The organism is Thiobacillus denitrificans ATCC 25259, assembly GCF_000012745.1.
Classification (GTDB): Bacteria; Pseudomonadota; Gammaproteobacteria; order Burkholderiales; family Thiobacillaceae; genus Thiobacillus; species Thiobacillus denitrificans_B.
This window is the reverse complement of sequence record NC_007404.1, coordinates 2264205-2277390: the sequence shown is the minus strand read 5'-3', so window position 1 is coordinate 2277390 and position 13186 is coordinate 2264205. Positions and strand designations below refer to the sequence as shown.

General features: G+C 67.7%; 16 protein-coding genes. 8 read left to right on the top strand and 8 right to left on the bottom strand.

The annotated features are described in order from the left end of the window. Positions 1–11 precede the first annotated feature (11 nt). Positions 12–902, top strand: a complete 891-nt coding sequence (locus tag TBD_RS11025) for a helix-turn-helix transcriptional regulator (protein WP_011312708.1) — start codon at positions 12–14, stop codon at positions 900–902. 389 nt (positions 903–1291) lie between these two features. Here TBD_RS11025 and TBD_RS11020 read toward each other — a convergent pair whose 3' ends face one another. The 7 genes from TBD_RS11020 to TBD_RS10990 all read right to left on the bottom strand — a co-directional run bounded on the left by TBD_RS11020 (position 1292) and on the right by TBD_RS10990 (position 5919). Then, complete coding sequence (locus tag TBD_RS11020; RefSeq protein ID WP_011312707.1) at positions 1292–1789, bottom strand: CinA family protein; 498 nt, start codon at positions 1787–1789, stop codon at positions 1292–1294. Continuing rightward, a complete protein-coding gene (locus TBD_RS11015) occupies positions 1777–2256 on the bottom strand; it encodes a phosphatidylglycerophosphatase A family protein (protein WP_011312706.1) in 480 nt (159 codons plus the stop codon). Before TBD_RS11015 ends, TBD_RS11020 begins: the two co-directional genes overlap by 13 nt. Next, positions 2246–3199, bottom strand: coding sequence for a thiamine-phosphate kinase (gene thiL, locus TBD_RS11010; protein WP_011312705.1), 954 nt, complete (start codon positions 3197–3199; stop codon positions 2246–2248). The genes TBD_RS11015 and thiL overlap by 11 nt, the downstream gene beginning before the upstream one ends. A 107-nt stretch (positions 3200–3306) precedes the next feature. Continuing rightward, positions 3307–3744 (bottom strand): transcription antitermination factor NusB, encoded by a 438-nt coding sequence (gene nusB / locus TBD_RS11005; RefSeq protein ID WP_011312704.1) that lies wholly within the window; start codon positions 3742–3744, stop codon positions 3307–3309. Beyond that, the gene (ribH, locus tag TBD_RS11000; protein ID WP_011312703.1) at positions 3744–4211 is read right to left on the bottom strand and encodes a 6,7-dimethyl-8-ribityllumazine synthase; all 468 of its coding nucleotides are present in this window, start codon (positions 4209–4211) and stop codon (positions 3744–3746) included. Before ribH ends, nusB begins: the two co-directional genes overlap by 1 nt. Before the next feature lie 17 nt (positions 4212–4228). Beyond that, positions 4229–5314, bottom strand: a complete 1086-nt coding sequence (ribBA, locus tag TBD_RS10995) for a bifunctional 3,4-dihydroxy-2-butanone-4-phosphate synthase/GTP cyclohydrolase II (protein ID WP_011312702.1) — start codon at positions 5312–5314, stop codon at positions 4229–4231. After that, a complete protein-coding gene (locus TBD_RS10990) occupies positions 5314–5919 on the bottom strand; it encodes a riboflavin synthase (protein WP_011312701.1) in 606 nt (201 codons plus the stop codon). Before TBD_RS10990 ends, ribBA begins: the two co-directional genes overlap by 1 nt. A 167-nt stretch (positions 5920–6086) precedes the next feature. On the opposite strand from TBD_RS10990, the gene TBD_RS10985 reads away from it, so the two are divergent. Genes TBD_RS10985 through ubiT form a run of 6 tightly spaced genes read left to right on the top strand, consistent with a single transcriptional unit; the run spans position 6087 to position 11060 of the window. Next, positions 6087–7295 carry an NAD(P)H-dependent flavin oxidoreductase gene (locus TBD_RS10985; protein ID WP_041432718.1) on the top strand — a complete coding sequence of 403 codons (1209 nt, stop codon included), beginning with the start codon at positions 6087–6089 and terminating at the stop codon, positions 7293–7295. Then, positions 7292–8242, top strand: a complete 951-nt coding sequence (locus TBD_RS10980; protein WP_011312699.1) for a TIGR01212 family radical SAM protein — start codon at positions 7292–7294, stop codon at positions 8240–8242. The genes TBD_RS10985 and TBD_RS10980 overlap by 4 nt, the downstream gene beginning before the upstream one ends. After that, positions 8232–9233, top strand: a complete 1002-nt coding sequence (gene ubiU / locus TBD_RS10975; RefSeq protein ID WP_011312698.1) for a ubiquinone anaerobic biosynthesis protein UbiU — start codon at positions 8232–8234, stop codon at positions 9231–9233. The genes TBD_RS10980 and ubiU overlap by 11 nt, the downstream gene beginning before the upstream one ends. A 7-nt stretch (positions 9234–9240) precedes the next feature. Further along, positions 9241–10134: a U32 family peptidase gene (locus TBD_RS10970; protein ID WP_011312697.1), complete on the top strand. Its 894-nt coding sequence runs from the start codon at positions 9241–9243 to the stop codon at positions 10132–10134. A 13-nt stretch (positions 10135–10147) separates the two neighbouring features. Further along, positions 10148–10597: a 6-carboxytetrahydropterin synthase QueD gene (gene queD / locus TBD_RS10965; protein WP_011312696.1), complete on the top strand. Its 450-nt coding sequence runs from the start codon at positions 10148–10150 to the stop codon at positions 10595–10597. A 10-nt stretch (positions 10598–10607) separates the two neighbouring features. Next, positions 10608–11060, top strand: a complete 453-nt coding sequence (ubiT, locus tag TBD_RS10960) for a ubiquinone anaerobic biosynthesis accessory factor UbiT (protein ID WP_011312695.1) — start codon at positions 10608–10610, stop codon at positions 11058–11060. A 28-nt stretch (positions 11061–11088) separates the two neighbouring features. Here ubiT and TBD_RS10955 read toward each other — a convergent pair whose 3' ends face one another. Next, the gene (locus tag TBD_RS10955) at positions 11089–12333 is read right to left on the bottom strand and encodes a nitronate monooxygenase (RefSeq protein WP_011312694.1); all 1245 of its coding nucleotides are present in this window, start codon (positions 12331–12333) and stop codon (positions 11089–11091) included. Between the two features lie 258 nt (positions 12334–12591). Here TBD_RS10955 and TBD_RS10950 point away from each other — a divergent pair, with 258 nt between their 5' ends. Continuing rightward, positions 12592–13185: a hypothetical protein gene (locus TBD_RS10950; RefSeq protein WP_011312693.1), complete on the top strand. Its 594-nt coding sequence runs from the start codon at positions 12592–12594 to the stop codon at positions 13183–13185. Position 13186: the final 1 nt, after the last annotated feature.

Here is a 13186-nt window from a genome sequence, read left to right as displayed (position 1 = left end):
GAGCGAGCGACATGATTACAAAAGAAAAAATGCGCCTGGATCTCAAATGGGCGACGCGCCAGCGGCTGCAGTACATTGAAATCATGGCTTGGTACGCGGGGGTCGTGACGCGCAGCGACGTCGCCCGCGCCTTCGGACTCTCAGACCCGGCGGCGACCAAGGACCTCAAGCTCTACAGCGATCTCGCCCCCGGCAACCTGGCCTACAATCACGGCGTATTTGGCTTCGTCCCGGCCCATGGCTTTGCCGCGGCGTTCGCCGACCTCAGCCCCGCGCGCGCCCTGCCCGTGATCGCGGCGAATCTCGCGGTCGCGAACGGGCCGTACGGCGACACGCTGATCTACGGCCTGCCGACCGCCTCGCTGCCGCTCCCGGTGCGCCTGCCCAGCGCGCATACGCTCGCCGCGATCACCCGGGCGATCCACGGCAGGCGCAAGCTGAGGGTGACTTACCGTTCGCTTTCGGGACGCGACAATCAAGAGCCGCGCCTCCTCGAGCCGCACACCCTGGTCGACACCGGCCTGCGCTGGCACGTCCGCGCTTATAGCGAGGACGGCTGCGACTTTCGCGATTTCGTGCTGTCCAGGATCGTCGACGCCGAGTGCCTGGACGCGCCTGCCGAATCGGGCGGGCAGTACGACGACGACTGGGTCGAGCAGGTGACGCTGCAACTCGTCCCCCATTCGGGCCTCGACCCGGCGCGCCGCGAGAATCTGCTGCTCGATTACGGCGCGTCCGGCGAAGTCATCGAAGTGACGGTGCGGCGCGCGCTTCTGGGTTATGTCCTGCAGCGCCTCGCCGTCGACACGACGGCCGACCACAGCCTGAACCCGCACGCCAACCAGCTGATGCTGCTCAACCGTGAGGAGATCGAACCGTTCGCGGCGTGGGCGTTTCGATAGAGTCAGGGGTCGGGACTCAGGGGGTAAAAGGCAGGGGGCAGGAGGCAGGAGGCAGGAGGCAGGAGGCAGGAGGCAGGAGGCAGGAGGCAGGAGGCAGGAGGCAGGAGGCAGGAGGCAGGAGGCAGGAGGCAGGAGGCAGGAGGCAGGAGGCAGGAGGCAGGAGGCAGGAGGCAGGAGGCAGGGTTTGGGGCGCGGAATTCAGGGGGTGAGACTCAGTGGCAGCGCTCGGTGCTGGCCCTGCTTTGCGAGGCGTGGCAGCTTGACCGCAGCGCGAACGGGGCTACGCTTTTCCCGCCCCTAGCCCCTAGCCCCTAGCCCCTAGCCCCTAGCCCCTAGCCCCTAGCCCCTAGCCCCTAGCCCCTAGCCCCTAGCCCCTAGCCCCTAGCCCCTCATCCCACCAGCTCAATCAACCCGCGCAGCGACGCGGCGACCGCGCGCGAACGGATCTCCTCGCGGTCGCCGTCGAGGCGGCAGGTCGACGACATGACCGTGCCGTCGGCGAGCGCCCAGCCGTAACACACGAGGCCGACGGGTTTCTGCGGCGTGCCGCCCCCGGGGCCGGCGATGCCGGAAACCGCGAGCGCCGCCTGCGCGTGGCTGTACGTCAAGGCACCTGCGGCCATTGCGCTCGCGATCTCCTCGGAGACGGCGCCGTGGCGCTCGAGCAGATCGGCTGGCACGCCGAGCATCTCGACCTTCGCGGCGTTGGCGTAGGTGATGAAGCCGCGCTCGTACCAGTGCGAACTGCCGGGCAGCGAGGTCAGCAACTGCCCGACCCAGCCGCCGGTGCAGGATTCGGCAGTGGCGAGCATCCAGCCGCGCGCGCGCAGCTTCTCGCTCAATTCGACCGCGAGGTGGTGTAGTTCTTCGTCGCTCACACGAGCCATTGCAGTCCTTTCAGCGCAGCGATCGCATAGGCCGCCGCGAGCAGATCGTCGAACATGACGCCGAAACCGTTCTTGAGGCGCCGGTCGGCGAGCCGGATCGGCCAGGGTTTAAGGATATCGAAGAGGCGGAACAGCGCGAAGGCGGCTGCGGTCCAGGCCCATCCCGCCGGCGTGAACAGCAGGACGAGCGCGAAGGCGACGATCTCGTCCCACACGATGCCGCCGTGGTCCGCGACGCCGAGCGCGCGCCCCGTGCGTGCGCAGGCCCAGATCCCGAGCAGGAAGGCGGCGAGGACGAGCACGAGGCGGTTCGCGAGATCGGGCGCCGACGCCGCGATCAGGAGGAACAGGGGCAAGCCGAGCAGCGTGCCGACGGTGCCCGGCGCCCTGGGCGCGAGGCCGCTGCCGAAGCCGAAGGCGAGCGCATGCGCCGGATGCGCGAAGACGAATCTGAGATCAGGCCGCAAAATGGTCGTAGCCCGTGCGGGTGATGGCGAGGGCATGGCCGTCGGCGCCGACGACCTGCAGGCCGGGGTCGGCGGTGATACGGCCGACGCGGGTCACCGGGGTGTCGGCGCGGGCGGCGGCTTCGAGCACCGCATCGCGCCGCGCCGCGGGCGCCGTGAAGCACAATTCATAGTCGTCGCCGCCGGCGAGGATGCAGTCGCGCGCAACCGATTCGTGCAGATAGCGCTGCAGCACCGGCAGCGTGGGCAGGGCGGCGAGATCGACGACCGCGCCGACCGCCGAGCGTTCGAGGATATGGCCGAGGTCGGCGAGCAGTCCGTCCGAGATGTCGATCGCGCTCGCGGCGACGCCACGCAGCGCGATGCCGAGCGCGACCCGTGGTGTCGGCAGATAGAGCGCCGGCAAGACCTTGGCGGCGTCGATCTGTTCCATGAAGAGGCGGCCCTGGCGATACGCGAGTGCGGTGGCGGCCGAGCCGATGACGCCTGACACCCACACGTCGTCGCCGGGCCTCGCGCCGTCGCGGCGCAAGGCCTCGCCCGGCGGCAGTTCACCGATCACCGTGATGCTGATCGTGAGCGCGCCGCGAGTCGTGTCGCCGCCGACGAGTTCGATGCCGTGCGCATCGGCCATGCGAAAAAATCCGCGCGCGAAGGCCTTGAGCCAGGCGTCGTCGTCGGCCGGAAGCGCGATGGCCAGCGTCGCCCAGCGCGGGCTTGCGCCCATCGCCGCGAGGTCAGACAGATTGACGGCGAGCGACTTGTGGCCGATCCCGGCGGGACTGTCCTGCGGCGCGAAATGCCGGCCCTCGAGCAGCATGTCGGAGGACACCGCGAGCTGCATGCCCGACGTCGGCGCGACGAGCGCGCAGTCATCGCCGACGCCGAGCACCGCGCCCGGGGTGGGGCGGGTGAAGTGGCGCGCGATGAGGTCGAATTCCATCTCAGGGGTCGGGGATCAGGGGCTAGGGTTCAGGGGGCTTCGTGCGGCTGCGCCGCGCAGCCTGAATTCGGGGGACTCGCTTTTCCCTGACCCCTGAATCCCGATCCCTAATCCCTTTTTTTTGCATGCTCGATCTCCACCGCGCGCACATCCTGCGCGAGTTTGTCGAGCACGCCGTTGATGTATTTATGGCCGTCGGTGCCGCCGAACTTCTTCGCCAGCTCGACGCTTTCGTTGATCGCGACGCGCCAGGGGACGTCGGGGCAGTGCAGCAGCTCGTAGGCGCCGATCAGCAGGATGGAGCGCTCGATCGGCGAGAGCTCGGCGACCGCGCGGTCGAGCAGCGGCGCGATGCGCGAGCTCAGCATGTCCTCTTCCTTGAGCACGCCGTAGAGCAGGGTGCGGAAGTAGGCTTCGTCGGCGCGCTTGAACTGTTCGTCCTCTTTGAGATTCGCGGCGATGAGCGTGACGTCGGCGCCGCCGATCATCCAGGCGTAGATGCCCTGCAGCGTGAATTCGCGCGCGACCTTGCGGGAGCCGGCCATCAGAGACGCTTCAGCAGGTTGGCCATCTCGACCGCTACGCGCGCGGCGTCGCGGCCTTTTTCGGCCATGCGCACGTGCGCCTGCTCCTCGGTGTCGACGGTGAGGATCGCGTTGGCGATCGGCACGCCGGTTTCGAGCTGGACGTCGAGGATGCCGCGCGAGGACTCGTTCGACACGATCTCGAAATGGTAGGTGTCGCCGCGCACGACGGCGCCGATCGCGATCAGGGCGTCGTAGCGGGCGGACTGCGCCATTTTCTGCAGCGCGAGCGGATGTTCGAGTGCGCCGGGCACGTCGACGAGCAGCACGTCCTCGCGTGCGACCCCGAGACGGTCGAGCTCGGTCTCGCAGGCCGACAGAAGGCCTTCGCAGATGTCCTTGTTGAAGCGGCTCATGACGATGCCGATCCTGAGCCCCTTGCCCTGGTAGATCGGGTCGAGCTCAAAAATGTCGCTGCTGGTTCCCATGGTCGTGCCTTCGTTGATTATGCTTTTTCAGAATAGCCGGTGACTTCCAGGCCGAAGCCGTCCATCGCCGGCATCTTGCGCGGGCTGGCGAGCAGCTTCATCTTGCCGACGCCGAGGTCGCGCAGGATCTGTGCGCCGATGCCGTAGTCGCGCAGGTCGTATTTGTGGCTCGCGGCGGGCGCGGGATTGATGCGGCCGAGCAGCGCGTCGGCGGTTTCGGGACGGTGCAGCAAGACCAGCACGCCGCTCTGCGACTCGGCGATGCGCTCCATCGCGCCCATGATCGGCCACGAATGGCCACCGCCCGTCACGTCGAGAAAATCCATCACGCTCAAGGGCTCGTGCACGCGCACGAGGGTTTCGCGGTCGGCGTGGATCTCGCCCTTGACCAGCGCGATGTGCGTTTCCTTGGCGCACTTGTCGCGATACGCGATCAGGCGGAAGGCGCCGTAGATCGTCTGGATCAGGCGGTCGGCCGCGCGCTCGACGAGGCTCTCGGTCTGGTTGCGGTAATGGATCAGGTCGGCGATCGCGCCGATCTTGAGGCCGTGTTCCTGCGCGAACGGAACGAGGTCGGGCAGGCGCGCCATGCTGCCGTCGTCCTTGAGGATTTCGCAGATGACCGACGCCGGCTCGAGGCCCGCGAGCCCGGCGAGGTCGCAGCCGGCCTCGGTGTGGCCGGCGCGCACGAGCACGCCGCCGGGCTGGGCGCGCAGCGGGAAGATGTGGCCGGGCTGGATGATGTCGGAGGGCTTCGCGTCCTTCGTGACCGCGGCGCGGATCGTGACCGCGCGGTCGGCCGCCGAGATGCCCGTGGTCACCCCCTCGGCCGCTTCGATCGAGATCGTGAACGCGGTGCCGTGCGGCGTCTGGTTGTCGGAGACCATCTGCTTCAGGCCGAGCTGGCGGCAGCGCGCGTCGGTCAGCGTGAGGCAGATGAGGCCGCGGCCGTATTTGGCCATGAAGTTGATCGCGTCGGGCGTGACATGCTCGGCGGCCATCACGAGGTCGCCCTCGTTTTCCCTGTCCTCCTCGTCGACGAGCACGACCATGCGGCCGGCCTTCAGTTCTTCGATGATTTCGAGGGTGGAGGCGAGGCTCATCAGTCTTTGTCCGTAGGATGGGTGAATTGCGTCATGCGCTCGACGTAGCGCGCGATCATGTCGACTTCGAGGTTGACGCGGCTGCCCGGGCGCAAATGCTTGAGCGCGGTGACGTCGACCGTATGGGGAATCAGGTTGAGGGCAAAGCGGGCGCCGTCGATGTGATTGACCGTCAGCGACACGCCGTTCACGGCGATCGAGCCCTTGCGAATGATGTAGCGCGCGAGCGCGGCCGGCGCGTCGATCTCGAGCAGCTGCGATTCGCCGACGCGCTCGAAGCGGTGGACCGTGCCGACGCCGTCGACGTGGCCCGAGACGAGGTGCCCGCCGAGCCTGTCCGCCAGGCGCAGGGCCTTTTCAAGGTTGACTTCGGCGCCCGGCGTGAAGCCTTCGGTGCACGAGAGGGTTTCGGCGGAGACGTCGACCGTGAAGCTGCCCGCGGCGAGGCTCACGGCGGTCAGGCAGACGCCGTTGACTGCGATGCTGTCGCCCGGCGCGACGTCGGAAAAATCCAGCCCGCCGCCCTCGATGACCATGCGGGCGTCGGCGCCGCGCGCTTCGTATTCGTGGATGCGGCCGATGGCCTGGATGATGCCTGTGAACATGCGTGGGGAGGCCTGCAGTGAGACCCGGCATTGTAGGCGTTTAGGGGGGGCGGGTGAACCCCGGGAAGGCGGCGATGACTGCGTCGCCTCCGGCGAAGGCGCAGGCCGGCGGTCGAATCGCGGTCAAATTGAAGATAAGCAGGTCGTCAAGTGGTTATAATGCCGCCATGTCGCAATCGCTGAACCCCCTGACGCTGCCCGATCGCTTCGCCATTCGTGGCCGTTCCTTGCTGCCCATCGTCCAGGGCGGCATGGGCGTGGGCGTTTCGGCACACGGGCTGGCCGGTTCGGTGGCGCATGCCGGTGCCGTCGGCACGATCGCGAGCGTCGACCTGCGTCATCACCACGCCGATCTCACGGCCGCGGCGCAGCGTTGCCGCGATCGCGACACGCTCCATCGGCTCAATCTGGTCGCGCTCGACCGCGAGATCAAGGCGGCGCTCGCGACCGCAGCGGGGCGCGGGCTGGTTGCAGTGAACGTGATGAAGGCCGTCGACGCGTATCCCGACCACGTCCGGCAGGCCTGCGCCTCGGGCGCCCACGCGATCGTCATGGGTGCAGGCCTGCCGCTCGACCTGCCCGAACTCGCCGCGGGCTACCCCGACGTCGCGCTGATCCCGATCCTCTCGGACGCCCGCGGTGTCGCGGTGGTGCTGAAAAAATGGATGCGCCAGAAGCCGTCCGGCCGCCTGCCGGACGCGATCGTGATCGAGCATCCCCGCTACGCCGGCGGTCATCTCGGGGCGCCGGACGCCAACGATCTGAACGACGCGCGTTTCGACTTCGCGCGCGTGTTGCCGGAAATCTTCGAGGTCTTCGACGCGCTCTGTATCGCGCGCGGCCAGATACCGGTCATCGTCGCAGGCGGCATCAACAGCCATGAGAAACTTCTCGCCGCGCTCGCGGCCGGGGCGAGCGCGGTGCAGGTCGGCACCGCGTTCGCGGTCACGACCGAGGGCGACGCTCACCCGAATTTCAAGCGCGTGCTTGCCGAAGCCCGGCCCGAGGACATCGTCACCTTCATGAGCGTCGCGGGCCTGCCGGCGCGCGCGGTGAAGACGCCGTGGCTCGTCAATTACCTGAAGCGCGAACGCAAGCTCCAGGGCGTCGCCAAGGCCGATCCCGACCGCTGTGCGATCGGCCTGCACTGTCTGACGCGCTGCGGCTTACGCGACGGGCTCGCGCGCGCCGGGCAGTTCTGCATCGATTCGCAACTCGTCGCCGCGCTCAAGGGCGATCTCGCGAAGGGCCTCTTCTTTCGCGGCTCGGAGTCGCTGCCGTTCGGCAGCGAGATCCGCAGCGTGCGCGAACTGATCGATTACCTGCTGACCGGCGTGAAACAGGTCGTCGCGCAGCTGCAGGAAGCACCGGCATGAGCATGCTCAGCGAACGCGTGCATACCTTCGGCCGAGCGATGCTCGACCGCTATGGGGAGCGCGTGCACAAGATCGCGCTCGACGCCGGCTTCACCTGCCCGAACCGCGACGGCAGCAAGGGCATCGGCGGCTGCACCTTCTGCAACAACAAGTCCTTCGCGCCCGGCGCGCGCGAGCCTGCTTCGCTCGTCGCGCAATTTGACCGCGCGCGCGGGCGCATCGGGCGGGCGACCGGGGCACGCCGCTTCATCGCCTACTTCCAGGCCTACACGAACACCTACGCTCACGTCGACGAACTCCGCGCGCTCTACGATTCGGCGCTCGCCGCGCCCGACGTCGTCGGCCTCGCCATCGGCACGCGCCCCGACTGCGTCCCGCCGCCGGTGCTCGCGCTGCTCGCCGAATACCGCGACCGCGGGCACGAGGTCTGGCTTGAGCTCGGCCTGCAGTCGAGCTTCGACGCGACGCTTGCGCGGGTCAATCGCGGACATGGCTTCGCCGAATACCGCACGGCGACGCGCGCGGCGCGCGCGCTGGGCATCCCGGTGTGCTGCCACCTGATCGTCGGCCTGCCCGGCGAGGACGAATCGCACAGCCACGTCAGTCTCGACCGCGTGCTCGACATCGGCGTCGACGGTCTCAAGCTGCACCCGCTGCACGTAGTCAAGCACACCAAGCTTGCGATCGAGTGGAAACGCGGCGAATACCAGCCGCTCGACGAAGCCGACTACACGCGCATCGCCGCCGACCTGATCGAGCGCACGCCGTGGGACGTGGTCTATCACCGCGTTACCGGCACGGCGTCGCCCGACATCCTGCTCGCGCCGGCATGGTGCGCCAAGAAATGGGACGTATTGAACGGCATCGCCGACGAACTGCTGCGCCGTGGCACGCGGCAAGGTTCGCGCGCGGCCGAGCACTGGAAGGAGACGCATCATGCCGCTTGATCTCGTCTGCCCGGCGGGCAGTCTCGTTTCGCTCAAGGCGGCGGTCGACAATGGCGCCGACGCCGTCTATATGGGATTTCGCGACAACACCAACGCGCGCGCCTTCCCCGGGCTCAATTTCGACGAGGCGCAGGCCGCGGAGGGACTGCGCTACGCGCGCGACCGCGGGCGCAAGGTTCTGCTCGCGCTCAACACCTACCCGCAGAGCGACACCTGGACGCGCTGGACGGGTGCCGTGGACCGCGCGGCGAAGCTCGGGATGGACGCGATCATCCTCGCCGACCCCGGGCTCATGCGCTACGCGGTCAAACACCATCCGCAGCTGCGGCTTCACCTCTCGGTGCAGGGTTCGGCGACGAGCTACGAAGCGGTCAATTTCTACCGCGAGCACTTCGGCGTCCAGCGCGCCGTGTTGCCGCGCGTGCTCTCGCTTCCGCAGGTCGAAAACGTCGTCATGCACACCGACGTCGAAATCGAGTTGTTCGGCTTCGGCGGCCTGTGCGTCATGGTCGAGGGGCGCTGTCTGCTGTCGTCGTATTGCACGGGTGAATCGCCGAATTCGGCGGGGGTGTGCTCGCCGGCGAAGGCCGTGCAGTGGAAGGACACGCCGACGGGGCTGGAGTCGCGGCTGAACGGCGTGCTGCTCGACCGTTACGGGAAGGATGAAAAAGCCGGCTATCCGACGCTGTGCAAGGGCCGCTTCGAAGTCGGCGGCGAGACCTATTACGCGATCGAGGAGCCGACGAGTCTGAACACCCTCGATCTGTTGCCCGAGATGCTGAAGATGGGGATCGCGGCGATCAAGATCGAAGGTCGCCAGCGCAGCCCGGCCTATGTCGCGCAGGTCACCAAAGTGTGGCGCGCGGCGATCGACGCGGTGAAGAAGGATGCCGTCGATTTCAAACCGACGCCGGCCTGGCAGGCCGAACTCAACAAGCTGTCGGAAGGGCAGAGCCACACGCTCGGCGCCTACCACCGTCCCTGGAAGTGAGGCAGGCATGAATCTGAGTCTGGGTCCCCTCCTGTATTACTGGCCGCGCGACGACGTGCTCGCCTTCTACGGCGAGGCCGCACATTGGCCGGTCGCGCGCGTCTACCTCGGCGAGAGCGTGTGCTCGCGCCGCCACGTGCTGCGCCTGCCCGACTGGCTCGCCCTTGCGGTGGAACTGGCCGCGGCGGGCAAGCAAGTGCTGCTCTCGACGCAGACGCTGATCGAGTCCGAATCCGACCTGAAGACGCTGCGGCGCATCGCGTCCGACGGCCGCTTCGGCGTCGAGGCCAACGAGTGGGGGGCGGTGCGGCTGCTCGCCGAGGCCGGCGTGCCTTTCGTCGCGGGCTCGACGCTCAACGTCTACAACGCGCAAACGCTGGCGCTGCTCGCGGAGCTCGGCGCGACGCGCTGGCTGCCGCCCGTAGAGACCTCGCGCGCCGGGCTTGCCGCGTTGCTCGCGCACGCGCCGGCGGGGATCGAGACCGAAGTCTTCGCCTACGGACGTCTGCCGCTCGCGTACTCGGCGCGCTGCTTCACCGCGCGCCACTACAACCTGCCGAAGGACGACTGCCAGTTCCGCTGCCTCGATCATCCCGACGGCCTCGCGCTCGGGACCCGCGAAGGCGAAGCCTTCCTGACCTTGAACGGCATCCAGACGCAGTCTTCCGGCGTCCATACCCTGATCGACCAACTGCCAGCCCTGCGCGAAATCGGCGTCGCGAGCCTGCGGCTGTCGCCGCAGTCGCGGCACATGGGGCGCGTGGTCGAGGCCTTTGCCGCCGCGCTGAACGGCGACGGCTGGGACGCGGCTGCCTTGCAGCGGGCGATGCCGGGCGCGGCGATCGATGGCTATTGGCATGGCCGCGCAGGCCTCGAATACCTGCGGGAAGAACCGTGCTGAAGGGGCCCGAGCCATGCTGATCACGCGCCGGCTCGAATTCGACGCCGGTCACCGCATCCCCAACCACGGCAGCCAGTGCCGCCACCTGCACGGCCACCGCTACGCGCTCGAGATCACGCTCGCGGGTGCGATCGTCGCGACCGAGGGGGCGCGGGAGCAGGGGATGGTGATGGATTTTTCCGACGTCAAGGCGATCGCGCGCGAGGTTCTGGTCGACCGCTGGGATCACGCCTTTCTCGTGTATGAGGGCGATCGCGTCGTGGTCGACTTGCTGGCCGCGCTTCCCGAGCACAAGACGGTCGTGCTGCCGGTCGTGCCGACGGCCGAGCACCTCGCCGAAGAGGCCTTCCGCGTCCTGGATGCAGCCTATCGCGAGCGCTACGGCGGCCGGCTCGGCCTGCAGCGCGTACGCCTGTACGAAACCCCGAACAACTGGGCCGACGCGACGCGCGCGGCCGATTGAGGAGCCTCCGATGCTGAATCTCGCCGTGCCGCCGCAGCTTGCCAAGGTCGTCGCCCGGCTTCCGCCCGCGCCACCGAGCATCGCGTTTTCGGCGGCGGCGAACCGGCTGCTGTGGCCCGCGCTGCAGGCCTTCGACTGGCAGCCGCTGGTCGGACGCCGCTACGCGATCCGCGTCAACGACCTCGGCCTCACGCTGCGTTTCACGGTGAGCGCGCGCGGCTTCGCGGCCGACAGCGGCACGCCCGACCTCACGATCAGCGCGAGCGCACGCGATTTTCTGTTGCTGCTCGGACGCCGGGAAGACCCCGATACGCTGTTCTTCAGTCGACGCCTCGTCAGCGAGGGCGACACCGCGCTCGGGCTGACGGTCAAGAATCTGCTCGATGCGCTCGACCCCGACGCCGTTCTCGCGCAACTACCGGCGCCGCTCGCGCGCCTTGCGCGCCGGGTGCTCGCGGCCTAGGGCCGCGGCGCTGTCGCCGTGGACGCGGTCAGGCAGGCAGCGCGACTTTGTCGTCGACGCTGAATTGATAGTCGTTGAATACGTGCTCGGCGCTCAGGATCCGGTAGCTGCCGTCGTCGGCACGCGTGGTGGTGTCCTTGAGCCGATAGGCGGTCTGCCCGCAGGTCCAGATGTCGAAGTTGCGCATGTGCGTGCACAGGCAGGTTTTTTCCATGACCGAAATTTTCTTCGCGTCGGGCTGCAGTTCGACCTGGCGGTTGTACGCGTCGATGTAGGCGCAGCGGCCGTTGGCATCGAGCAGGTAGCCGTAGGCCTCGCAATTCGGGCGGATGCCGGCGCCGATTCCCGGGCTGCCCTTGAGCATGCGCATGGGATAGCCGGTCGGCGAGATCGTGTTGACCTCGATGTCTTCCTCGCTCGCCTTGAAGTACTCCTGCTTGACCTTGTCGGGCAGGCCGCATTCGCGCGTGACGGTGAAACGCGTGGCGACCTGCACCGCCGCGGCGCCCTGCTCGAGAAAGGCCGCGGCGTCGCTGCCGGTGAAGATCCCGCCCGCGGCGATGACCGGGATGTCCAGGTGTTCGCTCTGCAGATAGGCCTGCACCTCGGCGACGATCGTCGCGAGCTCGTACTGCGCCCAGTCGAGGCCGAAGCCGAGATGGCCGCCGGCCAGCGGGCCCTCGACCACGACGAAGTCGGGCAGGCGCTGCAGGCGCGCGTTCTTGCGCAGGAACATCGCGAGCGCGCGCGGCGACGAGACGATGATGCCGAGCCGCGCGTCGCGGAAGCGCGGATGGTCCTCGATCAGCGCGAACGAGCCGAGATGCAGACCCGCGGAGAGCGTGATGCCGTCGATCCCCGCGTCGAGTGCGGCCGACAGGCGAACGCGCAGCGTCTCGCGCGGCGCGTTCATCGTCAGCTTCTCCATGCAGTTGATGAAGATCATGCCGTCGCCGCGCTTGGCGTCCATCGTGCGGCCGACGTGATTGCGCGTGGCTTCCTCGAGCACGCCGAGATTGAAGTGCACCTCGGATTTGTCGCTGCTCGCGACGTTGGCCTTGTAGGTCTTGAGCTTCTGGCTGACGAAGTTGGTGTCGAAGCGCCGGTCCGAGACGGTCTGCACCATCGCGTCGGAAATGTGGCCGATGCCGCCGAGGCGGGCGGCTTCGAGCGCGAGTTCCGCGGTCGAGATGTCGACCCCCATCCCGCCGATGACGATCGGCACCAGTTCTTTGTTGCCGAAATTGAGGCGGAAATCATCGACGCGTTTCATTTGAGCTTTAAACCGGTTGACATTCTGATGAGAGGCGAGTGTTCGTGCCGGCGCGCGGCCGGGACTGTGGCTTCGCGCGAAATCTGCGCGCGGAAACAAGACATTATATCCGCTCGCCCCCGGAAAAAAGTCGCAGCCCGGGCGCGCGAATTTTCCTTGCATCCGCCCGCGAAAACGAATATATAATCGGACGATCATGTGATCGACAGATCACATGATCTAACGATCGCTTATCGTCCTTTGATGCTTGGAGAACTCATGATTACCCGACTGCCGATTCCCTTGCTCGCCGCCGCGAGCCTTGCCTCCGCCGCGGCGCTCGCCGCCGACCCCGCCTCGCCGCCGATGCCGCCGGCCGAGATGCAGCAGATGATGAAGAGCTATACGCCAGAACTGCGGCAGAAAGCGATGGCGCTCTCGCCCGAACTGAAGGGAACGATCCAGAAGCTCCACGCCGGGCACACGCGGCGCGCCAAGGAAACGACCCTGCGCCAGGTCATGCACGAAATCCTTGCGGACTACCAGGCCGTTGCGGCGGCGCTCGCGACCGACAACGCGGAGTTCGCGTCCGAAGCCGCGCGCCGGCTGGCGAACCACCGCATCCCCAAGGGCGGCCTGCTTCCTTACTTTCCGCTCAAGCAGGTCAACGACGCCGACCTCGGCGTGTTGCCGACGATGAACGAAGTCGTCGAGGGCAGCGCGCTGAAGCTCGCCGACGCGGCCGACGCGGGCGACCTGCCCAAAGCGGCTTCCTATCTCAGCGACATCATGACCGGCTGCGTCGCCTGTCATCAGAAATTCCGCGGCACGCCGGGCGTGTCGTCGAATCTGCTGAGCCCGGTTCGGAAATAAC